At 41.2% G+C, this 26,627-nt stretch carries 21 protein-coding genes; 16 read left to right on the top strand and 5 right to left on the bottom strand.

Going from position 1 to position 26,627, the window contains the following annotated elements; genetic code table 11:
• The first annotated feature begins 325 nt into the window (after positions 1 to 325).
• A complete protein-coding gene (locus DOT_RS02215) occupies positions 326 to 1,399 on the top strand; it encodes a uroporphyrinogen decarboxylase family protein (protein ID WP_009613597.1) in 1,074 nt (357 codons plus the stop codon).
• Positions 1,400 to 1,770: 371 nt separating this feature from the next.
• Here the strand turns inward: DOT_RS02215 and DOT_RS28235 are convergent, their stop codons facing one another.
• Positions 1,771 to 1,932 (bottom strand): DUF255 domain-containing protein, encoded by a 162-nt coding sequence (locus DOT_RS28235; RefSeq protein ID WP_009613595.1) that lies wholly within the window; start codon positions 1,930 to 1,932, stop codon positions 1,771 to 1,773.
• 311 nt (positions 1,933 to 2,243) lie between these two features.
• Between DOT_RS28235 and DOT_RS02205 the strand changes: the two genes are divergently transcribed.
• The 15 genes from DOT_RS02205 (at position 2,244) to DOT_RS02135 (ending at position 19,062) form a co-directional block, all read left to right on the top strand.
• Positions 2,244 to 4,730, top strand: a complete 2,487-nt coding sequence (locus DOT_RS02205; RefSeq protein ID WP_009613593.1) for a LuxR C-terminal-related transcriptional regulator — start codon at positions 2,244 to 2,246, stop codon at positions 4,728 to 4,730.
• A gap of 105 nt (positions 4,731 to 4,835) precedes the next feature.
• Positions 4,836 to 5,066 (top strand): DUF2442 domain-containing protein, encoded by a 231-nt coding sequence (locus tag DOT_RS02200; protein ID WP_009613591.1) that lies wholly within the window; start codon positions 4,836 to 4,838, stop codon positions 5,064 to 5,066.
• An 83-nt stretch (positions 5,067 to 5,149) separates the two neighbouring features.
• Complete coding sequence (locus tag DOT_RS02195; protein WP_009613588.1) at positions 5,150 to 5,839, top strand: lysophospholipid acyltransferase family protein; 690 nt, start codon at positions 5,150 to 5,152, stop codon at positions 5,837 to 5,839.
• Between the two features lie 27 nt (positions 5,840 to 5,866).
• A complete protein-coding gene (locus tag DOT_RS02190) occupies positions 5,867 to 6,829 on the top strand; it encodes an acyl-CoA dehydratase activase (protein WP_009613586.1) in 963 nt (320 codons plus the stop codon).
• Positions 6,810 to 7,796, top strand: a complete 987-nt coding sequence (locus tag DOT_RS02185; RefSeq protein WP_009613584.1) for an acyl-CoA dehydratase activase-related protein — start codon at positions 6,810 to 6,812, stop codon at positions 7,794 to 7,796. Before DOT_RS02190 ends, DOT_RS02185 begins: the two co-directional genes overlap by 20 nt.
• Positions 7,786 to 8,898, top strand: a complete 1,113-nt coding sequence (locus tag DOT_RS02180; RefSeq protein WP_009613582.1) for an acyl-CoA dehydratase activase-related protein — start codon at positions 7,786 to 7,788, stop codon at positions 8,896 to 8,898. The genes DOT_RS02185 and DOT_RS02180 overlap by 11 nt, the downstream gene beginning before the upstream one ends.
• Before the next feature lie 19 nt (positions 8,899 to 8,917).
• Positions 8,918 to 9,766 (top strand): phosphatidate cytidylyltransferase, encoded by an 849-nt coding sequence (locus tag DOT_RS02175; protein WP_009613580.1) that lies wholly within the window; start codon positions 8,918 to 8,920, stop codon positions 9,764 to 9,766.
• 19 nt (positions 9,767 to 9,785) lie between these two features.
• Positions 9,786 to 11,039: a hypothetical protein gene (locus DOT_RS02170; RefSeq protein ID WP_139024096.1), complete on the top strand. Its 1,254-nt coding sequence runs from the start codon at positions 9,786 to 9,788 to the stop codon at positions 11,037 to 11,039.
• Positions 11,036 to 11,644, top strand: coding sequence for a CDP-alcohol phosphatidyltransferase family protein (locus DOT_RS02165; RefSeq protein WP_009613576.1), 609 nt, complete (start codon positions 11,036 to 11,038; stop codon positions 11,642 to 11,644). Before DOT_RS02170 ends, DOT_RS02165 begins: the two co-directional genes overlap by 4 nt.
• Positions 11,645 to 11,702: 58 nt before the next feature.
• A complete protein-coding gene (locus DOT_RS02160; RefSeq protein WP_009613574.1) occupies positions 11,703 to 12,935 on the top strand; it encodes an aldo/keto reductase in 1,233 nt (410 codons plus the stop codon).
• Positions 12,936 to 14,263: 1,328 nt separating this feature from the next.
• Entirely contained in the window at positions 14,264 to 14,926 is a 663-nt protein-coding gene (locus DOT_RS02155) for a TetR/AcrR family transcriptional regulator (protein WP_009613566.1), read from the top strand.
• A 3-nt stretch (positions 14,927 to 14,929) separates the two neighbouring features.
• Positions 14,930 to 15,997, top strand: coding sequence for an HlyD family efflux transporter periplasmic adaptor subunit (locus DOT_RS02150; protein ID WP_009613564.1), 1,068 nt, complete (start codon positions 14,930 to 14,932; stop codon positions 15,995 to 15,997).
• A gap of 2 nt (positions 15,998 to 15,999) precedes the next feature.
• Positions 16,000 to 16,707, top strand: coding sequence for an ABC transporter ATP-binding protein (locus DOT_RS02145; RefSeq protein ID WP_009613562.1), 708 nt, complete (start codon positions 16,000 to 16,002; stop codon positions 16,705 to 16,707).
• Positions 16,700 to 17,857: an ABC transporter permease gene (locus tag DOT_RS02140; protein WP_040411000.1), complete on the top strand. Its 1,158-nt coding sequence runs from the start codon at positions 16,700 to 16,702 to the stop codon at positions 17,855 to 17,857. Before DOT_RS02145 ends, DOT_RS02140 begins: the two co-directional genes overlap by 8 nt.
• Before the next feature lie 5 nt (positions 17,858 to 17,862).
• The gene (locus DOT_RS02135) at positions 17,863 to 19,062 is read left to right on the top strand and encodes an ABC transporter permease (protein WP_009613559.1); all 1,200 of its coding nucleotides are present in this window, start codon (positions 17,863 to 17,865) and stop codon (positions 19,060 to 19,062) included.
• A gap of 1,248 nt (positions 19,063 to 20,310) precedes the next feature.
• On the opposite strand, the gene DOT_RS02130 is transcribed toward DOT_RS02135, so the two are convergent.
• From DOT_RS02130 to DOT_RS02115, 4 genes are all read right to left on the bottom strand, one after another.
• Complete coding sequence (locus tag DOT_RS02130; protein WP_009613555.1) at positions 20,311 to 22,944, bottom strand: PEP/pyruvate-binding domain-containing protein; 2,634 nt, start codon at positions 22,942 to 22,944, stop codon at positions 20,311 to 20,313.
• Between the two features lie 35 nt (positions 22,945 to 22,979).
• A complete protein-coding gene (locus DOT_RS02125; RefSeq protein WP_009613553.1) occupies positions 22,980 to 23,585 on the bottom strand; it encodes a TetR/AcrR family transcriptional regulator in 606 nt (201 codons plus the stop codon).
• A gap of 123 nt (positions 23,586 to 23,708) precedes the next feature.
• Positions 23,709 to 25,316, bottom strand: a complete 1,608-nt coding sequence (locus tag DOT_RS27635; protein WP_050809804.1) for a hypothetical protein — start codon at positions 25,314 to 25,316, stop codon at positions 23,709 to 23,711.
• Positions 25,317 to 25,407: 91 nt separating this feature from the next.
• Positions 25,408 to 26,070, bottom strand: a complete 663-nt coding sequence (locus DOT_RS02115) for a response regulator transcription factor (protein ID WP_009613549.1) — start codon at positions 26,068 to 26,070, stop codon at positions 25,408 to 25,410.
• Between the last annotated feature and the right edge of the window lie 557 nt (positions 26,071 to 26,627).

Genomic DNA, 26,627 nt, shown 5'->3' with positions numbered 1-26,627 from the left:
TTGTGGGTATCCCTTTTTTCTCAAACGGAAGCCAGAAATGCAATTACACAGATTTTTCACTGCTATCAAAGCGAATTTTGCTTTTGCAACTTTTGCAATGAACTTCTATAAGTGGGTGTTCCGATTTCCACTTCGAAGTAGAATCCCCACCGAAGTTGCCCAATGTTCAGCTTTAGCTAAAAACGAGTTCACTTATACATGAACCGAGCGTTTTTCAATTCTTATAAACGAATATTAGAGGAAATTCATTGAACTCAATTTGGAATTGGGACTATTATCCTGTAACCACTTAATATTTAACTTTTTCTGGAGAGGAAGGATCATTATGCATAAAGATGACTTAATGACCCCAAAGGAAAGGTCAATAGCGCTCGCTCAGGGCAAGGATGTGGACAGAATGCCTGTAAGTCTCATTTGTCTTGGCCCAGCTGGACAACTTATAAATATGTCTTATAAAGAAGCTTATTCTAACGCAAAAAACAGAGCAAACAATCAAATGAAAGCTTATGAATTATTTGGCTTTGATGATTTGAACTTAATATATAGCTTACATGCTTTAGCAATCTCTATGGGTGCCGAAATGAGTGAACCGAATGAAGGGGCACCATCAATTTTGGTCCACCCTGTCAAAGATTTAAATGATTTATCTGTACTGGATTTAGAAAAAGTCAGCTTCAAGAAAGACAAGATTGCCCAAATGGTAGTTGAAGCACATGAAATTATCAAAGATGAATTAGGAGATGAGATCAGTGTTGGAACCAGTCTCCCCGGGCCATTAACAGCAGCTTCCAGTTTAGTCGGAACAGCAACGCTATTAAAGGGTTTTTTAACAAATCCGGAAAATGTCCATAGGCTATTGGAATTCTGTTCTGACGCGATTATCAATATTGCTAAAATCTTTCTTGATGCTAATCTCCAGATAGGTTTAGCTGATCCCATGGCATCTGGTTCGGTAATTAACAAATCACGATATGATACTTTTGTTTTGCCATATACCAAGAAAATAGTTGATGCTTGCAAATCATATAAAGATATTTGTTTTGGTTATCATGTTTGTGGAAATACAACAAAACTATTGGAAAGCATGCCCAAAACGGGGGTAGATGCTATTGGACTTGATAATTTAGTAGACATGGCAGTTGCTAAAGAAAAAATAGGCCATTTGGTTTCTTTGGCAGGAAATGTCCCACTAGTTGAAGTGGTATATCTTGGTGATGAAAAAACTATCGATTTTGCAATAAAGGAATGTTTCAGGAAAGCTTGGGATAGCCCAAGGGGATATACATTAACGACTGGCTGTGACTTACCGGTTAAAACTCCAATTGATAACATTTATGCATACATGAGATCTGCCAGGTATTATGCTAAATATCCATTAGATCCGGAAAGATTTATTTAAGATTTAGCTTGTTGTGAATAATTAACATTAATAACGAATCTGTTTCAAAGCCAATTAATGTTTGTTAGGGTGATAATTTAGTGAATAGTGAAGAAATTGCCAGCTATCATCAAAATCGGTATTAGCACGATCAGTTGAGATTGGCAATCAACTTTTTCGCCAATGTAACAGGGCATTGGCTATCATTTCTTCATATGTTTCTGAAGCTTAAAGCCAAGCCTGGTTGAGTTGATACGAGGGTCTATGATAAGGAATGGAATATAAATAAGAAACGAACTGGATCAGCATTTCTACGCTGAACCCGTTCGTTTCTTCTAATTTTATTCTAGTAATTAGAGTGCCACCAGTGGCAAGTCGGTTACTTGCACCAACTACGAATACCCAATAGAAAGGAAAATCGGCTTGTTCTCTGCCTTTGCAGTATTGAAAGCGTCTTCACCCCAAGGAAACCAGTTCACGGGATTGTTAGCGTGTTGAAGCAAATACGGACTTTTTTCCTCGGCTAATCTATTGGGTATATTTGTAGTCGTCATAGGGCATCATCACCTTGTTTTTTTATATTTTTACACTCATAAATTAGTATCGGGAACGACGCAACGAATTATTCCCCTATTGCAATGTTTTATTAAATAACAAAATGGACGGCAAGGGTACCCCGCTGAAATCGTCAGCATTACGGGCAGTGGGGAAAAAGTTTATGATATGACAGGAACTTGTTTTTACTATCTTTTGGAGGAGAAAAAAGAAATATGTAGAATATTTAGACCATAAACAGGCTGGTAATTTATAGAGGATTTTAGCGGATATAAGCTTGATTTGTTAGAAACTGAAAGTTGGGGAATCAATGATCCAAAAACCTAAAAAGAACATAACAAGAAATCTCTATTTCCCCAAGCGGATAACGGATGCCATAAAGGAAGCAATCAACTATCCGCTTACAATTGTCGAAGCCCCCATGGGCTATGGAAAAACAACTGCTGTGAGGGAGCTGCTGCGCAGTGACAATGTAAATTTAATGTGGCTGAGAGTTCATGACAGTTCCTTAAGCAGTTTATGGAACGTGTTTTGTCGACAACTGGGTGAGGTGGATTACAACCGATCACTAAGCCTTGCAGCACTGGGCTTTCCCAGTGACAGCACATCCAGGCAGGAAGCTCTGAACCTCATTGAGGATATGGAGCTTAAAAACAAAGCGGTGCTGGTCATTGATGATTATCATATTGTGGAATGTCCTGAGCTAAACGGCTTCATAGAATTTCTTGTGATGAACGAAATTACGGACTTGCATCTGGTTCTTACTGCCCGTCATACTGGGTTACAAAGAACAGAGGAATTGATATTGAAGGGATATCTGCTGCATATCGAAAAAGAAGTTTTCGAGTTTTCTGATAAAGATATCAAAGCGTATTACCGTCTTTGTGGTATTTTCTTAAAAAAGAATGAAGCAGAAAGGCTGTATGCGCTTACAGAGGGATGGATTAGTGCCCTCTACCTTATTATGCTTAACTATATAGAAAATGGAATTCTGGAAACCTTACAGGATATTAATAAGCTGCTTGAAAATACAATATATCGGCATTTCCCGGAAGAAATTAAGGAGCTTCTGCAGTCGCTCTGCCTCCTGGACAGCTTCAGCCTTGAGCAGGCGGTATATGTAAGCAACAATGAAAATTCAGAAACGCTTCTGTCAGAGGTTATTGCCAATAACGCTTTTATCAAATATGACGAAGGGTTAAAAACCTATCATATGCACAAAATATTCACCAGATATCTGCGGCACTTGCTTGAAGGCAGAGAAACTGGCTTTAAGAGGCAACTGTACCGAAGGATGGCAGAGTTTTCTATGGGAAATGGCGACTATGTAGAGGCGATGGAAAATTTCTATAGGGCAGAAGAATTTGAAAGCCTGCTTTTAGCGGTGGAAGCGGACCAGGGCCACAGTATTCACAACGAACAGCGCGAGGCCTTCGTCCGATACTTTGAAGACTGCCCGAAGGTGGTGTTTTACAGGCATCCAACGGCAGTACTGATCTATGCGCTTTGTCTTTTTTCGTTTAATGAAATGGAACGTTTCCAACAGGTATGCGGAGGGTATGCCGAAACAGTCCAGGGCAATGAACATCTTGAGGCAGAGAGCCTTGACGACTTGATGGGCGAGTTTGAACTGCTTTTATCTTTCACAGAATACAACAACCTACAAAAAATGTACGAACACATAAAAAGAGCTGCAGAATTATTAAACCACCCGGCTAAGTTTATGGATACCAAAAGCAGTTGGACCTTTGGCTCACCATCAGTCCTTTATATGTTTTACAGGGAACGGGGAACGCTGAGTGACGATGTGAAAACCCTGAAGGAAGCCATGCCAGTATATAGCCGGCTTACAAACGGGCATGGAACAGGTAGTGAATTTGTGATGGGGGCGGAGCGGCATTTTAACTGCGGAGATTTTGAGAGCGCAGAGATTGAGGTGCAAAAGGCTTTGTATGCTGCTAATCGCTATAGTCAGGGAGATATTGTGTTTTGTGCAATGTTTCTTCAGGCGAGACTGGCCATTATCAAAGGGGATTATTCCAATACGCTTTATATTCTCCAGAAAATGCATGAAGAACTGAACCGAAAAAGATGGTATAACCTGATGCACACCATAGAGCTTTGCGATGCATTTGTTCATGCCTGTCTGAAGCGGGTTGAACGTATTCCCTTATGGATTAAGGAGAGGGATTTGGATTCAAGCAGGCTGTATTTTCCCGTCAAGGTATTACTGAATATCGTTTATGGGAGGGTTCTTCTGGTTGATGGCGAATATCTAAAGATTTTGGGCGCTTCGGAGGAATTTCTCGGTGAGGCATCGGTTTTTCCAAACTTGCTGGGACAGATTTACGCATACATCTATATTTCAGCAGCCAATGAGAAGATTTTCCGGCGTACTGATGCACTCGAGGCGCTCAAGAAAGCGATGGATCTTGCTGTAGTGGACGAGGTTTATTTGCCTTTTGTGGAAAACTGTGATTTCATTAAGCCTCTGTTGGAGGAACTAGATAGGAAAGGTAGTTTTCGTGAAGATATTGGAAGGATATTGGACATTTCGAATAGTTACCAGACTTCTATACTGCAAATCATGAGGGAACACTTTCAGGAGAACAGGCCTGCGCTGACAGAGCGGGAAATGGAGATTGTGCAGCTCGCCGTAAAGGGGCTGACCAACAAGGAAATCGGAGAACGGTTGTTCATCACGGCTAATACGGTGAAAACGGCCTTAAAGAGCGTTTACGGCAAGTTATCGATCAATAACAGGGCATTGTTGGAGCAGCATTTTACCTCCTTGTAATTTTCGAAAAGCGACGGAAGACCACCCGGTGGGTGGTGTAACTAAAAAAAAACCACTATACAATGACTTGTATGGTGGTTTTTTAGTTTTTGAGGAGGTGAGAAAGTGGTACGAATCAAAGCGGTCATTCCAAAAGAGGACTACATGATGGAGGTCATGCTGGATAATGGCAGCAGTGTAAGCTTGAATATGAAAAACAGGCTTGGTACAGTGCGATTCAAAATGCTGGCAGACAGGGAATTTTTTCAGAAGGTTACCACTGACGGCAGCTTGGTCTTATGGGGAGATGAAGTAGAAATGTCGCTCAGCGAGGTTTTTCAGCTGGCACGAAAATAATTCATAAGGGAGAATGGATATTTGTTATCCAATTAAGTATTCGTAAAAGTGGATATTGAGGATGTAAGTGGGTTGAAACCCGAATGCTGCACGCAGAAATGATTGGAGACAAAATGAGTAATATAATTAGGAAAACAAAATGGTTTTTATGCGAATATTTTGTATGGTGTTTTATTCGGCCTTTTCTTTTGTTATGTAAATCGGAATTGAGAAACTATGATAATTTGCCGAATGAGCCTTGTATCATGGCTTTTAACCATGTAAGCTATCTGGACTGGTTTATCATTTATCCCTTCTTTAACAAAAAAAAGAAGAAAAGAATCGTCTTCATTGGCAAGAAAAGACTATTTGAGCACCGCCTATTTAAACATTTCATGGAGTATGCCAATGTTATTTGTGTCGACCAGGAAAAGGTGAACAAAGCGTTTTTTGTTCAAGTGAGGAAAATCTTAAAAGAAGGGAATATCTTGGGGATATTTCCGGAAGGAACACGTTCAGAGGATGGAAGGTTGATTAAAGGGCAGCCGGGGATAACGCGTCTGGCGCTAATGAATAAGGTTCCGGTTGTTCCAGTGGGATTAAACGGATTTTACAATATTCTGCCCAAGGGTAAAAAGTTACCCAGAATCAATAAGTTAGTGATTGACATCGGGGAGCCGATCTATCTTGATCAATACTATGGAAAAAAACTAGCAGAAAATGAAATCGAGAGCATTACGCGCTTAATCATGACGCAGATCGGTCAGTTGACCAATCAGGAATATAACTATTAGCTCTAATCATCTGGGGAGGACAGTGATTTGAACCAATATTACATCGGAGTGGATGTGGGCTCTGTGAGTACGAACATCGTTTTAATGGACAGTAAGGACAATAAAAAACTCTCTGAGGCATTATACATAAGAACGAACGGACAGCCTTTGGAGAGTCTAAAGGATGGTTTTAAAATTCTAAAAGACAAGGGTTACAGCTCAGAGGATATTCTGGGAGTGGGCGTAACCGGAAGCGCGCGGGTATTAATTGGCAATATTATCGGTGCAGACTCCATCAAAAATGAAATTACTGCCCACGCTGTAGCGGCAATTGATGTTTGTCCAAACGTGAAAACAGTGATTGAAATTGGTGGACAGGATTCAAAAATGATTATTCTTCGAGAGGGTGTTGTCGTAGATTTTGCCATGAATACGATCTGTGCCGCTGGAACGGGTTCATTTCTGGATCAGCAAGCTTTCCGTTTAAACATTCCGATTGAAGAGTTTGGCGAGTTTGCCTTAAGAGCGGATGAGCCCGTCCGCATTGCGGGGCGATGTACGGTATTTGCGGAAACGGATATGGTACATAAACAACAGGAGGGGGCAACGAAAGAGCAAATTGTTGCTGGGCTTTGCGAGGCCTTAGCAAGGAATTATCTAAACAATGTAGCGAAAGGTAAAAGTATTCAAGAGCCGATACTTTTCCAGGGTGGAGTAGCCTTCAATAAAGGGATTAAAAATGCCTTTGAAAAGGAATTGGGGGTTCAGCTTGTCATTCCCGAGCATTTTAATGTCATGGGTGCCTTGGGAAGTGGTATTTTAGCGAAAGAAGCAATTCACGAAACAAATAAACCAACCATTTTCAAAGGGTTCGATATTATGCAGAAAAACCATCGACTAAAAAGAGTGGACTGCCGGGATTGTTCCAACGCCTGTGAACTTACGGAAGTAACTGTTGCGGGTGAGATTGTAGCAAAGTGGGGAGACAGATGTGGGAAATGGCAAAAATAATCAATTGTTGGCTTCTAAAGTCATCGGTATTCCTCGGGGGTTAAGTTACTATTTGGACAATTTCTCCTGGGAAGCGTTTTTCGAGATTCTTGGCTATCGGGTTGAATATTCTGAGGACTCTTCGGTAGAAACCTTTGAAGCGGGGAATCAGTTTGTGGGGAGTGACCAATGCTTTCCGGTAAAAGTATATTACGGGCATGTCATCGCTTTATTGAAAAAAACGACCACAATATTTATTCCTCAGTATACCAGTTTGGAGGAGGGGACGTATTGTTGTCCAAAAGTAATCGGCTTGCCTCAGCTGATCAAAAATACCATTCGTCAGGAGTTTAACTTGATAACGGCAGAGATTGACCTGGGAAGATCGAATTTTACTAGGTTTAATATGCTCTTATTGGCAAGGCAATTGAGTTGGAATCCCTTCAGAATTTTCAGGGCGGTAACCTATTTTGATCAAAATAGAAAAGGATTATCTCCGGAAATCCCTGCAGCAGAAAAGGTTGTTGGCGATGGCCAGAATCAGGGGAATAATGGTTTGATTGGAGTTGTTGGGCATCCATATGCTCTGCAAGATCCCCTTCTCAATATGGGGATCTTGAATCGACTGCGGGAATACGGGTTTGATCTCGTTACTTCCGAACAATATCCAAGATCAGGGGCGCAAACAAATTGCCCGGTTTATTTTAACAGGAGAAAGCCACATTGGGATTTTGGCCGGAACATTCTATATGCGGTTCAAAGCATGCTGCAGGACAAGAACATCCAGGGTATCATCTTTATCACGTTTTTTGGTTGCGGCATTGATGCTTTTCTTGAAGAAATTTTCAAAGATCATATTTGTGACCAAAAACCATATTTAAGCCTGACGTTGGATGAACATTCAGGAGAAGCTGGTTTGATGACCAGAATTGAAGCATTTTCAGATATGATGATTCGAAAAGAGGGGAAAAACAGAAATGCAGGTTAAAATTACCTTTCCTCATGCCGGAGAGTATTATGTTGTGTTTAAGGACTTGTTATCTAACCTAGGCTATGAAGTTGTAGTACCTCCACCGACCAGCCAGAAAACCCTAGATATCGGGATCAAATATTCTCCGGCCCAGGCTTGCCTGCCCTTTAAGATCACCTTGGGCAATTTAATCGAAGGGATTGAAAAGGGGGCCAATGTGGTTGGGATGATCGGCGGAAAAACCGGAATTTGCAGACTGGCCTATTATAGCGAAATGTATCAGAAAATTTTAGCCGACAATGGCTATCAGGTGGAATTATTAGCAGTCAAAGTCAAAAAAGAATTTTGGGTGAATGTCAGAAAACATCATCCGACGCTGACGCTTCGCCAATTTATGAAGACCATCAGGGACTTCTGGCAAAAACTGATCATCTTTGAGTTGATCAGAGAAAGGTCGTTGGAACTTCGACCCTATGAAATCAACAAAGGCGATTGCACCAGAATGAAACAGAGATTTCTCCGAGAATTAGAGCAAACCTCCGAGTCTTCCAGGTTGAAAGCGCTCAAGCAAGAAATTATCAAGGGCTTTGATTCCATCTCCATTGACACGAAGAGAAATGTCATCAAACTTGGTTTGGTCGGGGAGTTTTTTCTGCTGATTGATCAATTTTCCACGCTGAATATGGAGGAATTTCTCGGGAATAACGGTGTTTTTCTTAAGCATTCCTTAAGATTTTCCGAATTCTTTGTCGGGTCTTTGAAGCAAAAAAGATTCCTGGACAACTATCTGCCAACTCATAATAACAAAGTCTATAAATTAGCCAAAAAGTATATCACGAGGCCAATTGGCGGGCACGCCCGAGAATCCATCGGTGAAGCGATTGTCTTTAAGCAAAAGGGATACGATGGGGTTATCCACCTCTATCCTTTTTCCTGCATGCCGGAAGTCGTTGCGGGTTCAATCGCGCCTAAGGTCAGCTCGGATTGGGGGATTCCCATTTTAAGTATCTGTATGGATGAGCATACGGGCCAGGCAGGTTTTCAAACCAGGTTGGAAGCATTTACGGATATGATCAAACGAAAAAAATACCCTTCTACTGCTGTTGATTATAAGAACTAATTTCTGGGGGTATATAAAAATGATTCTTCGGGTCTATCTCTTTTTTTTAGGTGTGATCATCATCGTTTTCGCAATGGCCTATGTGAAGAAAAGCAGGGAGACAGTCTTACGAGTGGCCTCATTTTTTGGTATTTTAAATGTTTTTTCTCTTGCTTACATCCTGGGCGATTATGCCATTTTCGTCTTGGTGTCCCTTATCCTCCTCCTAAGCATCGATGAATTGGCGAAGAGCTACAAGTTAAAGTACCCGATACCCTTTGCCGTGATCGTAGCAGGATGCTACTTGTTAATGCTCTATTTTGAGTCGTATCTGATCTATTTCATTCCAGCATTTCTTCTGTTGGTGGGTTTGACCTTCGCGGGAACGCTGAACATGATCAGAAATCCTTTCTACGTGTATTTTTGGGGTGTAATGTCCCTTGCCATTTCCGCCGCAAGCTTGGTAGCCTTATACTCATTGAATCCTGACGCAATCTTTTTCCTTATCGCTATGCTGGCCTTCAACGATGTGACAGGATATTTCGTCGGTAGAAGATTCGGTAAAATCCGGATATTTAAAATTCTGAGCCCCAAGAAAACGCTTGAAGGTTATATTGGAGGCTTGGGAGGGTTACTTGCAGGCCTCATTTTGTTCCATACCATCATCCCTGTTTTAGCCGGAACTTCACTATTACAGAACTTCATTCTGCTCACTTCCATTTTTATATTTGGGAATGCCGGAGATTTATTGTTTTCCAAGATTAAACGAAGTGTGAAAATAAAGGACTTCAGCAACTTACTGCCAGGTCATGGCGGTATTCTTGACAGATTTGACAGCTCTTTAACAGTCTCACCGCTGTTGTTCATGTTTTTATACTGCATGAAATAGAGGGAGGCCTGCTTACAACGTGAAGAGTGCATTAATGTACAAAAGAAATACCATCTACTTCTTTACTTCGTTTATTTGGACAGCGACATTAAGTGTGTTACCTCAAGTTTATTTTATGTCCAATTACCCGGAACATAAGAATACCTTCCTGAGCTTATTTTTTCTGTTGGGAACTTTGGCTTCCATAGCGGGAATTCTTACCTCCCAGAACAATAAGTTCTATTTCTTTATGATCGCTTCTGCGCGCCGAAGAAACCTGCTGACTATTTGCTGTATTTTTACGATGGCAGCAACTTTTTCCGGACTTTTTTGGGTGAAAAGTTTAAGTCTCTATTTTGCCTGCTTTATACTGATGAAATTTATTTCGAATTTATTCTATAACTGTATTGACCGCCTTTTTGTAGCAGGGTCAGACAGGGAACAGTTGAAAATCCATGTCCAGTCCAATCTTTTTTTTCAACTGCTGGGTATCATGGTTGCACCGCTTTATTTTTCATTCTTCACTACCAACATAACACAGAGTATTGTCTTAATATGGGTGATTGCCACATTGAGTACAATTTTTATTATTACAGATGTAACAAAAATCAGTCCTAATTATAGAGAGAACGTCCGGTCGTTTCCGAAAGGAAAGCTTAATCTTTATCATCAGTTATTTGTTGCCTATTCGGCATTAATCTTAACTGCAGTAACCATGCTGATTTCCATGATGATCTATATTCTGAAAGACTACTATCACTTTAGCAACCCAGCAGCAAAAGGCGGAGCTATTATTGGAGTGATCAGTGCCTTTGCTGTGATCACTGTATTAATGTTCGGTGTTTTAGCAAAGCCTCAAATCAAGATGAAAAACAACACTAAGGCCTATCAGGAATTTTCTGCTAGACCAAACGGTATTGCTATTTTGGTGTTGATATTGATGACGCTGGTCTTTTACCTGAAGATTTCCAGCTCCTTTTCCGTTCTTCTCTGCTTGTGTTCCTTTGCCGGGATTTCCTACGGTATATTCCTTTTCTGTACCCGAAATTATGCCAGCAGCGCTTTTGAAAATACGGGATTAATCTCGGTTTACAACAACCTGCCCAACTATGCCTCGTTGGCGGGCTACCTACTAACGCTTCAGGTATCGCTGTTAGTAAAAACTCAAGCACTGGATTTCAGTAAGTTAATGCTAGGTATGATATTAGGTATTTTTGTTCTGTCCTTGTTGACTTTGTATCTAATTACCGTCAAAAATAAATCTTTCAAAGAAAAAGGAGCGGTTGGCCTTTGAATAAAAAATTCGTGTATCTGAAGTATCTGAATATCCCCAATGCCATGACCGGATGCTCTCTGGCTATTGGCTTTATCACCTTGACGCTAATATTCAAGCAAGAGCTTAAGATTGCCTTAACCCTCTACGCATTCACCCTATTACTGGACCGACTTGATGGGATTGCCGCCCGGAAATTCGGGATGGAAACAGACTTTGGTAAAGAACTAGACAGTTTGGCGGATTTTTTCAATTTTTGCATCGTGCCAGTGATTATCGCATATTTCATGGGGTTGAACTCTGTAGTGTCGGTTCTGATTCTGATCGCCTATATCCTTTCGGGTGTAAGCAGGCTGGCCCATTTCAATCTGGATGGGATGGAAGAAATTAACGGGCAAAAGTTCTTTTCAGGCATTCCTACTACCCTTGCAGCGAGCTGCTTTTTGATGATCGTTTCCTTGCTGGAACTATTCGATCCACTGCATTTTCACGCTGTTATGTTACTATTTTTTATCGCCTTTTCCGTTTTGATGGTTGCCCCTTTGAAGTGCAATAAAAATGGACTGCTCGTCAAGTCCTTATATCTGTTGATTCCGGCAGCAGTCATTAGTTTATGGGTATTTTAGCAAAACATTCGTGTCAAGCGGACGATGCAAAGGGTGATGGGAGGACAGGAAAAAAAGTATGCTTTATAGAGAAATGGGTAAAACAGGTGACAAGGTTTCAATTCTTGGTTTTGGCTGCATGCGTTTTCAGGAAATTAACGGGAGAATCGATGTCCAGCGAACTGAGAGGCAGCTGCTTCAGGCGATAGACAGTGGCGTTAATTATTTGGATACGGCGTATGTCTATCATGGCGGGAAAAGTGAAAGCTTTCTGGGTGAAGTTCTTGCAAAGGAGATAAGGAATAAAGTAAAAATCGCCACCAAGCTGCCAACTTATATGATCCAGTCCAGGAGAGGGATGGAAGAGGTTCTGGAAACTCAGTTGAAAAGACTTAAGACAGATCGGATTGACTATTATCTCCTGCATATGCTTACGGATTTTGCTTCCTGGGAAACGATGAAAAGCCTTGGTATTCTGGATTTTCTGCAGAAGGCTAAGAGGGACGGCAAGATTATTCATACAGGTTTTTCATTTCACGGTGACAGGGAAAATTTCAAGCTGATTGTCGATGACTATGACTGGGACATGTGCCAAATCCAGTACAATTATCTTGACGAATATTATCAGGCAGGGACTGAAGGCCTTAAGTACGCGGCTTCAAAAGGCCTGGGAGTCGTGGTCATGGAACCGCTTCGGGGGGGAAGATTAGTGGGCAGGATACCTGCAGAGGTCGAAAATATCTGGCATAGGGCCAAAACACAAAGGACACCTGCTGAATGGGCACTGCGCTGGGTTTGGGACCATCCTGAGGTAACGATGCTCTTGTCAGGGATGAACGAAGAAGCACATATCAGTGAAAATATCCAAATAGCAGGGGGGGCTTATTCAAACTCTTTGCCAAAGGAAGAATTGGCTATCGTGGACAGGGTTAAGGAGGTTTATCAAAAACTGCTAAAGATAGGCTGCACAGGCTGCAGATACTGTATGCCCTGCCCGGCAGGCGTCGATATTCCCAACTGTCTGGGTATTTATAATGATAAGCATCTTTTTCATACCAAACGGACCAAAATTCATTATTTTCTCATGACAAGTGGTTTAGTCGGCGGTGTACCTGCCTATGCCTCGCTATGTATCGGATGTGGGAAGTGTGAAAAAGTTTGCCCGCAGCATCTAGAGATTAGGAGGTACTTGAAGGACGTTGTAAGGACGATGCAGTACCCGGCCATGAAGCAGTTGATTTGGCTTGTTCGATGGGGTATCAGGGGATTTACTTTCTTGAAGAAGAGGAAGGGTTCTTCTGTTGATTTTTAAAATTTCCTGTATCATAGTAGGACTCATCCTGTGGCTAGGAATCAAGACCAAACTTAGGGGAAATCCCAACGGAAAAGGTGAGACAACAACGAATACGAGCAGTAAATGATTTTTATCACTGGCTTTTTCTCTGTCGATCTTATATACCCCGAGCCAGAGTTTTGCACTTTCATGTTCACCAACCCAAATACCTAGTATTTAATGAAATGATCATATTCGTTATTTTTATTCTAATTGATCCTCCATATGAAATATCCGATGATGGAGCAAGTAGCTACATATTCCATGCTGATGCCTAAAGGTCTTTTGTTCAGGAAAGCATTTTTTGATTCAGGCTTCAAACACTCACAATGTTGCATTTGGGTACATATTTAGGATCAAACTCCATCATCCGGTAATACCTTTCTGTACCTACGCAGTTACCAATTTCTATAGTTCGGAGTTTAACGAACCTGGAAAAGCTCAATATTTATTACCCTGACAAAAATATAAATTGACGCCCCAAAGCATGTGCTGGAAAACCCATTCTATGTGATAGATGCGTCTTGCTAAGCCTTACAATAAAATTCTTTTTACTATTTTTTTAGACATAGGTCTTTGCTAAGTTAATGAAGCTGTTTTTTTCTTCAATACTATTAAATGCTTTTATAGGAATGATGTAAGCTGAAACTGCGCTCACATAAATAATTACAGTGGATTGAAAATGGAGATAGAACAAGCAATTCCCTTGGGACCCTTACTGCAAAGTGTAAATAGTGAATACGGGGAATTAGCAGAGCAAAATCAAGTCACGCTAATTATGACTTGGAGAGAGACTTACGGGTAGACTGTAACCAATTGGCAATAGAACAACTGTTGAGAAATCTTTTGCATAATAGCATTCGCTATCTGGTAACCACTGGAGCGGTGCTATTAAATTAATTTCTAAAATCCCTTGAAAAATTATACCTAATTTCCTCTTCCTATAGAAAGACCCTACGGGCATCAAGTGAACGTTCTTGAGATAGTGATACGAACGATTTACAATTTGCGACTGGCTCTAAATATTTCCCACTATGAGCTCTTTGGCCTCCGGGATGCAGATAGTTCCAAAGAAGATCTTTTCCATCAATATGGGATTATGCGGGATGATTATTCGCCAAAGCCGGCTTACGATACATTCAAGAGATTAATAAATGAGCTCGGTATTTGACCAGAAACCCTGCAACAATACCTTATCCCCTTGAAACTCCTGAAAAGTATCTCTTGCGTACTAAGGTCGAATGCATTAGAATATAATCAAAACAAAGTAACTAACTAGTTACATACTTCAGAGTGGGAGGTATCCAATGAGTAATACCGAAAAATCGATGCCTAAAAAGGGGGATGGTCGGGAACAACGCTCCGAAGAAAGCCGCGCGCGGATTCTAAATTCTGCGACGAAGATCTTTGCCGAGAAAGGACTGGATGGTTCACGGATTGATGAGATTGCTGAGGATGCGGGTATCAATAAAAGGATGCTCTATCATTATTATGGCAGCAAAGAAGACCTCTATGTGGAAGTTTTGCGTTACAATTACCACAAAATCTATGCGTTAGGCAAAAACGCTTTTAATTTAGGGTATGATCCCAAAGAGAATGTGACTAGGGCAATCAGGACGTACTTTTACTTTTTAGCAGAGAATGACTCTTTTGTCCGGCTTATCAGTTGGGAAGCACTCAATAGAGGTCGTTATGCAGGCAAGGTGATTCCTCAATTTTTTGATTTAGTAGAGTTAGAATTCGGCGACATTATTAAGGATGGGATTAAGCGCAAGTACATTCGGCCGGACATGGATTTCCGACAGGTCATTCTTAGTGTTCAGGCTTTATGTCTGGCCTACTTTAATCGGCGTGAAATTGTTCAGCCTCTTTGGCAGGAAGATCTGCTTTCTGAGAAGATGCTTGAAGCACGATTGCAGCATATTCTGGCACTTATTTTTAATGGTATCGTTTGTCATAAGGAGGAATAGAGAATGGATGCCCTAGCCAAGATTAACGTAAAGAAAATAGGGACTTTTATCGTTTTTATGGGAATTATTATCGCCAGTCTGTTTATTTTTAACCGCTACTTCTATCGGCATGAGGTAGCTTTATCCGATGTGGAGCAAGGTCTTTCGGCAACGGGGACTATTGAAGCTACGAATGTGATGGCTTCTTTCAAGGTTCCCGGCAAATTAGAGAAGACGCTTGTTGACGAGGGGAGCCAAGTGCAAGCCGGTCAGGAAATAGCCTCTTTGGAAGATCAGGAAATAAGCTCTGATCTTGTATCTGCTCAGGGAGCGTTTAATGCAGCGATAGGGAATGCCCTGCGAGCGGCTGATGCGGTTCCTTTGACGAGTCAGCAGGTGGAAAGTACGATAGCTCAGACTCAAGCCAAAGTTGCCCAGGCGGAAATAGGGGTTAAAGATGCCAAGATGTCCTTTGACCGTGCCACGGAATTAGTTAAGAGTGGTGCTGCACCGCAAAAGACGTTGGATGATGCCACGAATGCTTATAATTTGGCGCAGAGCAAGCTTCAGGAAGCTCAGGCTGCTCTTGAACAGGCTACATCGGCTCGGGCGAACGTGACCATTGCCGAGGCTCAGTCACAGGCAGCTCAAGGAACAGTTAAACAAGCCGATGGGGCTGTCCAAAAAGCCAATGCTTATCTTAGTAATACCCATTTGCTTTCTCCGATGTCCGGGTTCATTACTCAGAAGTACCTTGAGGCAGGTGAAATGTTGAATGCCGGTACTCCGGTCTATGAGATTACGGATTTGACACACCCGTATGTGAACGTTTACATCAGCGAAGCAAAGATCGGACGTGTTCAGCTGAATCAAGAAGCGGAAATTACCGTGGATGCTTTTCCTGGCAAGGTATTTAAGGGTAAGGTCGTCTTAATTAATGGGGCCGGTGAATTTGCCGTCAAGAAAGCGATCAATGAACAGTATGAACATGATATTCGGAGCTTCCAGGTCAAGATTGATATACCTAATCAAGATTTAGTGCTTAAGACAGGGATGACTGCCCAAGTCAAAATCCTAGAGGGGGCTAAGTAACTATGGAGCCTGTAATTAGGGTTACTAATCTTGCGCAGAAAATAGGCCACAAACTGCTTTTTCAGGGAATCTCTTTTGAAGTTCAGCCTGGAGAATGCTTTGGCATATTTGGTACTCGGGGAGCAGGGAAGACGTCCTTAGTGCATATTTTAGCGGGAATCGATCGCTTTAAATCGGGTCAGGTTGCAATCTTGGGGTTTAATATAAAAAAAACAGAAAAGTTCAAGCGGAGTCTGGGGCTTGTGACTCAAGAGAGTAGTTTGTTCCGGGACATGACGGTGGTGGAAAATCTCGACTTTATTGCCGCTTTAAAAAAAGCCTCTCGGGCCGCTGTGCGTGAGATGATTGAGAGTTTCCAACTTCAGGAGTTTTTGACGAAGCCGGTAACTTCTCTAGATATCGGTGTTTTGCAGCGAGTTTCTTTGGCTTGTGCTCTGCTCAATCAGCCAAAGTTGTTAATTCTTGATGAAATTATTAAGGATATTGATCTCTTTTCCCGTAATCTTATATTGCAGGAGCTAGAGCAATTTTTAGCTGCAGGCGGAACTTGTGTCAGCACCTTTAGCAATTTTGTCTTTTCACAATCGTTTAGTAAAGTAGCCTGGCTGGAGGGTGGAGAGATGACCATTTATGATCCGGAAGGTGCTCAGGCGGAATGGAACAGGCAGGTAAAATATTACGCAGAGCAGAGTGGTCGCTATGATGATTAGACAGTGTTGGGTTATTATGCAGCGTGAATTATTTTACATGTGGCGGGACAAAAGTCTGCGCAATATTTTGCTCGTCGGGCCATTGTTGGGGCTTTTGCTTATGGCCGGCGTTTATAGTTCTCAGCGGATTGGAAATATTTCAACGGCCATTGTGGACTTAGATAAAAGCAGTGCCAGCCGCCAAGTGACTACGGATTTAAAAAACAGCCAAAACTTGCAGGTCGTTGCCTATTTCGATACCTTTAGTCAGTTGGAGGAGTCGATTAAACGAGGTGAAGTAATTGTTGGGGTGGTAATTCCCGAGAACTATGGCAAAGATATTGCTTTGCAGCGTCAGACTAAGGTTGCGGTATTGATTGATGGTATGAACATAATTTATGCGACCAACGCTTCCAGTGCTGTGCTGACAGTTACTCGAACTTTGGGGGCTCAGGTCGGTATTCGAACCTTAATTGCTAAGGGAATTCAACCAAATCAGGCTCAAGAAGCCTATCAGTCCGTTGCCTTTCCTGAAGAAGCCTGGTTTAATCCCACGGCCAATTACGCTTATTTCCTGGTCTTAGCCTTTGCGTTGAACGTATGGCAGCAGTGCTGTACTCTGGCTTCCTGTATGACGATAATTGGTGAGAATGGGCGGCGCAGCTGGTATCAGATTAGGACTTCGGGGATATCATTGTTTAAGCTTTTTTTCTGTAAATCTTTTGTGCATATTGGCATTTTGCTGCTGACTGTCTTACCCGTCTATTTTCTCGCTTTTGTGGTCTTTAAACTTCCTCTGGCCTGCGGCTGGTCGAGTTTTCTTTTGTTTACCTTAATTTTTATCCTTGCTTTGCATGGTTTAGGTACGATGATGTCAAGTCTTTCCCCCAATGCCGTCAATGCTTCACGTTACGGAATGATTATAGCTCTGCCTTCGTTTTTGCTGTCCGGTTTCACTTGGCCGCTTCAAGCCATGCCCCAGTGGCTTCAGCATGTTGTCTGGATTTTGCCCCAGACTTGGTTTTTTCAGGGTGTAAGTTTTCTGACCTTTAAAAACCCGGGTTGGGGATTTGTGAGTCACTATTTTTTGGCCTTGAGTCTCATGGCTGTTCTTTTCTATAGTGTGGCTGCCTTGCGTTTGATGGTCAGCGATTTTCCGCATAAGGGGTGATTGATGTGAAGCAAATCTTAAACATTGCACATTATGAAATCATGCGTATTTTTCGGGAGCGGGTTCTTTTGGCGATACTATTTATTGTCCCGCTCCTTTATGCCTCGATGTTTGGCTTGGTTTATGTTTCAGCTATTCTGCAGCATGTGCCGCTCGGGATTGTTGATCTCGATCATTCTCAGGAAAGTCGTGCTGTGGTTTCAGCTTTTGAGAACACCCCAAATTTCCAGGTGATCCCGCAAGTAAGTACCTACGCTGACTTGGAAGCCGGTATGAAAAATGGCCTGGTTCGAGCGGGTGTTGTCATTCCGGCAGACTATTCTCAGAAATTGGCGCAGCATCAGCTGACTCAGATTTTGACCGTCTATGATGGCTCAAATCTGATTTATGGCTTCAATACGCGCAAATATTTTCAGCAAGTGCTCAATACCTTCAGCGCTGAACATACGGCTGCTTACTTAAGTGGACTGGGAATGACGAAGCAAGAAATTGTCAACGTCATGGATACGGTTTCCTATAGCATGCAGGTATGGTATAATCCAACCTTCAGCTACGCTACCTTCATTTATATAGGTTTAGTTCTTATGACCCTTCAGCAGATTGGGCTTTTGGGAGTCGGTCTGACAGTGACTCGGGAGAAGGAAGAGAATTCCTGGCTTCAGTTTCTTTGTGCGGCGGTCCCTCAGTGGAAGATCTTCATAGGTAAAGCTTTGCCTTATTTTATCGCTAATTTCTTTAACTTCGGTTTATTATTGTGGATTGCTGCACGTTTTGTGAACGTTAAGATCGAAGGTTCGGTAGGTTTAATCCTTTTGCTGGGTTTGCTTTTTGACCTTATTATTGTTTCGGTAGGGTTTATCGTTTCGGTATATTTTCCGAATTCTTTGTTGGTAACCCGTTATTTCATGTTGATTTCGGTTCCGATTTTTGTGGCTTCGGGCTATTCCTGGCCGAGTACTCATATCCCGGCAGTGATTAATACCCTGCTTCGAACGATGCCTTATACCTGGATGGCCGAAGCGTTCCGCTTGCTCACCGTAAAGAACCTGGGTTTTGAATATATAGCTGATAAAATTATGGTTTTGATCCTCATGGCAGCGGCAACGACTTTCTTCGCCTTGACTTTCTCTAAGCGTAGGAAACCACCGGCTCAAATTGGACCGGTCGTCAATAGCGCTCTTGATTATCCCAATAAGAACTTTTAAATCGCTAATTTGCAGGGCAAGTCGAGGACAGGTATATAAATAATGCTCCTGAACGCTCCGGCGCATGAACAATACTTTTATAGAGCTATCGAAAGCCCCCCTGCCTTAATTGATGGGAGGGTTTTTTGGGCATTCCTTATGTTTTCAGTAAACATTCAGTTGATTTTCAATATAAATTCAGACTACTATTGCATAATGATATTGTCTAAAAAAACAAGATTAATCTAAATTGGAAGGTGGAACACAAATGGTATGGGTAATTCTCTATATAACCATAATGGCAGTCTTGTTATTGTTTAATTATGGAGCACATGTCGACAAGGATTGACGATTGAGTTTGGGAATTTATCCAAGATAAGAATAGACGATTACTCGCTACTTTAGCGGTTGACATATAGCTTACTTTTCTCATTCCTTTCCTCCTTCTCTTTCCTCTCGCTACGAGGGGATTTTTTTTGCAATCATTAATCTTCTGTTTTTTCTCTAATGCCTGTATTCAATGGGTGCCAAATCACAGGCGACATGCAAAATACTACTGAGCCTATCTCTAATGTCCAGAAATCCAGGGATAAGTATTTTAATTCAAACGAGGCTGAAAGTGATTTGCTTTCAGTCTCGTTTTGTGGTGCCCTTACATGACTAATAGGTTTATTTTACTAAGGAATTCAACACAATGTTGTTATTGGAACTGAAGTTTTTAAAGAAAGAGCTTATATTAATCTTAAGCAAACGCTACGACCAAAACAACTGATACGGCTTCTACAGCTGTTAGTAATGAAAAATCTACCGATGCAAGTAGTCAACAAGTAGGTGGATTTGGCGGCGAAAATTCCGGGCAGTTATATGACTTAAAAGCATATGCTGACTCCATAGCCCAAAAGTAATGACTAGTTACTGGCACGATAAGCTTCAATGCGATCTTGCCAAAATAATCGTTTTCTTCAGCTAGCAATCTGACAACCTGGTTTTAGGAGCATTGTCTAATATTCAGGAGGTGCTTGATATGTGGGTGGCAATTGACGCTTACTAATAAAATGGCTTATTCACCTTCGAAAATGGATCTGCTTCGGGTGAAGTGAATAGAGATTATACCAAAACCAAAACAGCTAAAGGTGGCGAAACAAGCAGGCAGTGCAACAATTGATTCATCATTTACGGCCTACCGTGCATTTGCGTTTTCGGTAGGCCATTTTGCTTCTCTTAAACTCTTCTAAGGAAATTATGTCAAAGTATTGAAATATTAAGGGTTTAATGAATTATTATTAGCCCATTATTTCCATTTACCGTTACATTTTGTCCTTCTTTAAGTAAAATTGTTGCGTTTTTCACATTCAACACCGCAGGAATATTATATTCTCTAGCAACGATTGCGCCATGACTTAACATGCCGCCATGTTCCGTGATAACCGCTTTGGCAATGGCAAAGAGGGGAGTCCATGCGGGATCAGTGCTCGCAGCGACCAAAATATCACCCTGTCGGAAGCTGGAGAAGTCAGCCGGTGTACGGACAATCTTCACCCGTCCTTGAGCAGTGCCCGGACTACTGCCCATACCTTTTAGCTCCATGCTGTTGGTGCCAGCAACCTGAACGTATGACTCTTCTAATTTTGGCCATCCCTTTATGAATGGTGGCAGTTCGTTTAGGTTAATTCTTTTAGCCCCTTTTCTGCGAATAATTATCTCGCTTAGTTGGTCCTGCTTAAGAATACCTTGGATTGATTGTTCAATCTCATTAAGCGTTAAACAATAAATGTCCCTCTCATCCTGAATGTAATCCTTCTTAGTAAGTTTGATTGCCAGTTGCTTGATGCCTTTTTTCATCGAAGAAAAAGGCATAGTTACATAATAATGACGGTTATCTCTTAGGAGCATATAGGATTGGGTTGCGACTAACAGTTTATTGAAAAATACCCTTTGCACAGGATTGAGGCGGGAACGAACGAAACCCTCCGCGTCCGTTCTTTCTTTTTGTTTGAGGGCTTCTCTTTTTGCCGGATCGAAGTTGTCATCATTCGTTAAAAAACCTTTCACCATTGATAGGACGATATCCGGGTTTTCCCACCAAAAATCATTGGCGATATCCATGTCAATATTTAAATGACCATGCTTGGCAAGTAACTCATCTAGCTTTGATAAAAAGGTTTGGGCAGCGGGGAAAATAGTTGCTTTTTGAAGAAAGAGTTCAGAAGGGGAGTTTTCAAGGAGCGTGCCCAGCTCTTTGGACTCCCTTACAAGCTTAGCGAGTTGCCAGACATCATTATTGGTTTCTATTGTAAGATTGTTGGGGAGTCCCGAAACCAATTTCGAGCATAATGACAGATCAGCTTTAAACGATTTTGTCAAAAATCCTGTAAGCATATTGTATAGCCCTTCGGCAACTGTTAAGCTGGCTGTTTGATATCTAAAGTAGGATTTGGCCAACTCCAAGTTTTGTTTGATAAATGATAACAATTCTTTTTCGCTGAGAGTCTCCAGAGTGCATCGGTTTAGTTTATTTAGTTCAGCCAGATAATTAGGAAGAGTATTATAAAACACCTTATCTAAAGACCGTATCATTTTTATTCCAGCTGTGTAAGAGTTAAAAGTTATGTATAAATCCGTAATTTTACTTCGTTTGGGCCGTAATTCGCCGGTTTTGTCTTCATCCAAATATGGTTTAAGCATTGAGAGTGGCTGTATTCCCTTGAGAATTGAAAAATTCATATAAAGATAACCATAAATGTTAGTTACGAACTTTTGCGTAGATAATTGTTTATTCTTACTAACCATTTTTATAGAGTAATAAATGCCCTCGTTCTGACAAGATTCAAGAATTGACCAACCGAATGTGGACAGGGGATTATGGTAACGTTCTTTAAGACCCCCTAAATTTGTCCATTCAATTTCCGGGTCAAAGCTAAATAGTTCAGGTTCTGTTTTAAGTGGGTCCGGCGTTTTGTTTAGCGTTGTAATGGGGCGAGACTGAAGAATATAGAATTGATTATCGGCATAGGCCCATTCAATATCTTGTGGTGATTGATAATGCCTTTCAATCTGTTTAACCAAGCGCGTAAGTTCGAGCACTTGTTGGTCGGTCAGTGAATATAAGGTTCGTAGCTGTTCCGGTGTCGGGACTAGATTTGTTCCTTCGCCTGCTACATTATAAATAACCCTATGGATTTTATCGGCCAAGTCCTTCTCGTGGATCACCTCTTCGATCTTATCTATAATATAACGGTCTGGAGATACTTGTCCGGAGACAATTCCTTCACCTAAACCCCACACTGATTCAATAATAATTTCCGTGTCTCGCTGGTTAAGCGGATTAATACTAAAGGCAACGCCTGATATCTCTGAAGGAATCAACTTTTGAATAACGATTGCCAAAGAAATTTGGCGATTATCGTATCCGTGGTTTTTGCGGTAATGAATAGCTCTCTCAATCCACAATGAGGCCCAACATCTTTTTATGTAGGTAAACAAGTGATTCTTGGGTACAAATAAGAAAGACTCCTGTTGACCGGCAAAGGAAGACTCGGGTAAATCCTCGGCGGTCGCAGATGATCTAACCGAGACATATTGATCTTGGGACATGTAGCGAATAAAAGCATCATTTATTGCGGCTTTCAAATCCTGGGGTATCTCTCTTTTTTGGATAAGTTCTGTAAGCTGTTTGGAAATAACACTGACATTGGCTAAGTCATTTGGCGAAAGGTTTTGGAGTTGTTCAATGAGGTTATTGATCTCTGTGCTATTAATAAAGTATTGGTATGCTTTAGACGTGATGCAGAAACCAGGCGGAATGGGTAGACCTACCTGAGTCATCTCTCCTAAATTAGATCCTTTTCCTCCTACGGTTGGAGTATCCTTAAGTGAAATTTCCGAAAAGCTCTTAATAAACACCCGTCTACCCCCTTCTTGGATATATCACCATTTGTTCACTTAACCAAGCCAAGTCCAGGCACGTGATAATTATAGAGAAATTCAATCATTTCATCGCCTGAAATGGCATTTTCATACATGTTCCAATATCGGAGTACCTGATAAGTACCATAGATAAAGCTCACTGCTGCCATTTTTGTATTAATAGGGGCAATCTCACCTTTAATTAGGGCCTTATCGAGCAAGTCTTGCACAAAGGGAACTGAAGCTTTTAGCGAAGTATCTCTTTTGGATTTTAAATCACTTAGCGAACGATTCATTATGAAAAATTGAGATCTGGAGACATCCGGTAAAGAATGTCTAACAGTTACTTCAATTAATTTTCGTATAATGTCTCTGATATCCGAAAGACCTCGTAGGGCGTTTACCATCTTGTTTTCGTATTCTTCGTTTATCATCTGATATACCGCTTCATAAATACTTTCCTTATTAGCAAAGTAAAAATATATAGATCCAACGGATACTTTTGCTGCTTCGCAGATGTCCTGAATAGAAGTATTTGGAAAACCTTTTTCCGCAAACAGATGCAGGGCAACCTCTAATATCTGAGCTCGTTTGGCATCTTTTTTTTCTTGAACCCATTTTGGTGTTCGATAGGGCATAGTAGTGCGCACCTCCTTAGAAGCATTATTCAAGCATAGAATATAATTCTATGCTTGAATAATAGCACTTTTTTACCATTCAGTAAATACCTGATTGTTCTTGTCTGGGGAGACAGAACCAATTTAAGAGTGATTGATAATAATCTTATATCTGGGAACTTGTAAAACATCAAAACCAAGCACAATAATTCGGTGATTCTTTTGCAGAAGCTCATTGGCAGTTTTCAATGGAATTCCATTTTCATAAATAACACCTTCTTCAACATCTAAGGTGTTCACGCTTTGCACAGTTTCCTCTTTAGAGACCCAATTTCCCATGTTTTGCGAAGTGGTGTTAAGCCAATGTTGCACTTTGGGCGTAAAATCCATTATATCCCGAACGGGAGTTTTTTGGGGATAGGCAACAGCGAAAACTCCGGATGTCAGATCGCCAAAATCAAGACTAGTATCATAAAAACGAAGTGAATTTACTTCAGGATGATTAGTGATCAACGCAAGATCGTTTTGTGTCAGTGTTGAAATGTTGCGCACACCAAGATCAATGATACTTTCTTCAGGATTTCCCCACAAATATCTTTGCTTTTCTGCCGAAAAGAAGCCAATGCTGACAAACTCATTAATTCTTCCGCCCGTACCGTCCAAAGTAGCGTGCTCTGCATTAGGGTAATAGCTGAATGCTCCTTCATCTGAAACGTAATATTTTTCAAAGATGGTTTTGACATAATTCTCAATCAATGCTTTCGCCCTAGCTCTATCGTCCTCCAAAGCGTCTTTCCATAAATATCTTGTCAGCATGATTGTGCCTTTTCCCATTTTTAACGACCATTCATGCCATTCATCCAAATCACCCTCAGCAGGTAGGGGTTCGGATATAACCTCAAGAGCAGTTTTGAACATCTCTTTCTTATATCGTAAAGGAAACGATTCATGAATGTCATGGCCACTGCTGTCAATGAATGTTTTAATAATGGAGGCCGTGTTGGTTAAATCCCTTTTTAACAATTGGCCACTTGTTCTTGATTTTGGTCCCCAAAACCCCGTTTGCGGGTCTTGATTCGCATAAAACCATTGAAGCAAAGCTTGTTTCCACTGGAGAGAGAAATTATATAGATTGTGTTCGCCAATAAAACCTTCTCCGTTGTAATAACTCAATAAGCTTCTGGCGAATACAAAAGTGGTTTGTGGAAACTTGGAACCAATCCAACCGACATTGGATACATCCTCAAGAAACGCTTTCAACTTTTCAGGCGTATTAATTTCGTCCAAGTATTTCAAAGGATACTTCAATCGTAATGGCTGTCCTGTTTCTTCGGCTAGCGCACCAAGATGAGATAATACATTTTCCGTAGGTTCGTTATAAGTGCAATATGGATAAGAATTATTCATAAAGGCTCCTGTTTTGGAGTTTTGAAGACTTAAGTAAAAATCTAATTCTTCTTCCTTATTGGTAAACTTCGGCACTTTGATTAATCCTGTCCTTGTTTTTAACTGCTGGTGCAGTTGATTGAGCCGTGATAATGCTGTGTAGTAATGGCCGTGATCCAGCCAGTATGCCATTCCCATCATCTTGAACTCAAATTCGGCCATATAATAGCCCTCTTCCTGAAGTTCTTTGTTCATTCGAAACAAATCGGTTATTTGATTCTGGACATGAAATACAGTAACAAATCCAAAAATGACCAAAAATAGAGTAAACACTAAAACGCCGAGAATTGTTTTTGTATGATGCATTTCAACCTCCAAAAATAATAATAAACTCCCTCACCTTTATAATAAAAGATGAGGGAGTCATTACACATCATACCCCAGACATGGTTTTTCTCTATCTTAAGTCATAGGTTTTTTGAGCAAGTATCGCCAGTTGGGTTCTGTCCCTAGCCCCGAGTTTGGCCAACAGACTGCTTACATGGTTCTTTACTGTCCCTTGGACAATAAACAGCGCAGAAGATATTTCAATATTGGAAAAACCCTTGCCGATTAATCTTAGGACTTCCTCCTCCCGGTTGGTCAGTCGAGAATGATTTCTTTCAGGTGGATTATCCACGGTAGCCTTCTTATCTTGGTCTGATATCCTGGCAAGAACTTTTTGGGTCACATCAGGATGTAGGCAGACTCCGCCGTCATGAACCACTCGAATGATCTTATACAGTTCCTCGGGGTGGATATCTTTTAGCAAAAAACCTCTGGCACCGTTTTGTAGTCCTTCGAAAATCAGCATCTCCTCATTAAAAGTTGTTAGAATTAGCACTTTGGTATCCGGAAAGAGCAAGGTGATTTTTTCCGTAGCCTGGATACCGTTCATCACAGGCATACGCGCATCCATTAATACAATATCGGTAATATTTCGCTCACAAAAATCTAACGCCTCTTGTCCATTGTGACAAACACCCACAACTTCAAAATCCTCTTCAAACTGAAAAATAGTGTTTAAGCCTTCGCAGACAATGGGCTGATCATCAACAATCAGAATTTTGATCTTCTTCATAATGCGTTTGGCGAGGAAACCACTACGCCTTCAGGCTAATGGAGGAATCGCCAACCTCCTTTCGTTTGTAACATCTTATAGTATAATATAGACGTAGAGAGATAACTGTTGGGATGTTTTCAACGTCCGCAAGGCACTCTCTAGGGTCTTGTCTTTGAATTAAGAATACTTAGGGAGTTCGAGAACACAAACCTGTTCTCGGTAAAAAGTATTGAGTAACGAACTACCTTAACAATCAAAACTGCCTGTTCGGAATAGAGTACGTTCACGCAGAGCTAGTTAAGCAAGTTCCTTGAATAGTTAGGATGCTGTCAGCCATCCTGCAATGTGACAACACGCCTGAAAAGGTGCTGAAAAGGTAGGAGATTTAATTAATCGTTCGTACTACTGGTTAGTCACAAGCCACTATCCCTTTAGGGTAATGACAGTTGACTTCTTACCACTTGTTGCCGTAAAGCCCCTAGTTTCAACTATGGGGATATAAGGCAATTCTAGATTCCAATTGTATTATATATTGTGTGTGCCGTTAGCTATTGTTAAGCAGTCTATTGAAAGTC

The sequence above is a fragment of the Desulfosporosinus sp. OT genome (assembly GCF_000224515.1).
In the GTDB taxonomy this organism is placed as follows: Bacteria; Bacillota; Desulfitobacteriia; order Desulfitobacteriales; family Desulfitobacteriaceae; genus Desulfosporosinus.
The sequence above is the reverse complement of the archived record's forward strand: the minus strand, read 5'-3'. Positions and strand labels throughout refer to the sequence as shown.

Bases quoted from the DNA above. Each gene is read 5' to 3' on its own strand.
- DOT_RS02215 (WP_009613597.1), top strand. From the start codon at position 326: ATGCATAAAGATGACTTAATGACCCCAAAGGAAAGGTCAATAGCGCTC.
- DOT_RS28235 (WP_009613595.1), bottom strand. From the start codon at position 1,932: ATGACGACTACAAATATACCCAATAGATTAGCCGAGGAAAAAAGTCCG.
- DOT_RS02205 (WP_009613593.1), top strand. From the start codon at position 2,244: ATGATCCAAAAACCTAAAAAGAACATAACAAGAAATCTCTATTTCCCC.
- DOT_RS02195 (WP_009613588.1), top strand. From the start codon at position 5,150: ATGCTGCACGCAGAAATGATTGGAGACAAAATGAGTAATATAATTAGG.
- DOT_RS02180 (WP_009613582.1), top strand. From the start codon at position 7,786: ATGCAGGTTAAAATTACCTTTCCTCATGCCGGAGAGTATTATGTTGTG.
- DOT_RS02175 (WP_009613580.1), top strand. From the start codon at position 8,918: ATGATTCTTCGGGTCTATCTCTTTTTTTTAGGTGTGATCATCATCGTT.
- DOT_RS02160 (WP_009613574.1), top strand. From the start codon at position 11,703: ATGCTTTATAGAGAAATGGGTAAAACAGGTGACAAGGTTTCAATTCTT.
- DOT_RS02155 (WP_009613566.1), top strand. From the start codon at position 14,264: ATGAGTAATACCGAAAAATCGATGCCTAAAAAGGGGGATGGTCGGGAA.
- DOT_RS02150 (WP_009613564.1), top strand. From the start codon at position 14,930: ATGGATGCCCTAGCCAAGATTAACGTAAAGAAAATAGGGACTTTTATC.
- DOT_RS02145 (WP_009613562.1), top strand. From the start codon at position 16,000: ATGGAGCCTGTAATTAGGGTTACTAATCTTGCGCAGAAAATAGGCCAC.
- DOT_RS02140 (WP_040411000.1), top strand. From the start codon at position 16,700: ATGATTAGACAGTGTTGGGTTATTATGCAGCGTGAATTATTTTACATG.
- DOT_RS02125 (WP_009613553.1), bottom strand. From the start codon at position 23,585: ATGCCCTATCGAACACCAAAATGGGTTCAAGAAAAAAAAGATGCCAAA.
- DOT_RS27635 (WP_050809804.1), bottom strand. From the start codon at position 25,316: ATGCATCATACAAAAACAATTCTCGGCGTTTTAGTGTTTACTCTATTT.
- DOT_RS02115 (WP_009613549.1), bottom strand. From the start codon at position 26,070: ATGAAGAAGATCAAAATTCTGATTGTTGATGATCAGCCCATTGTCTGC.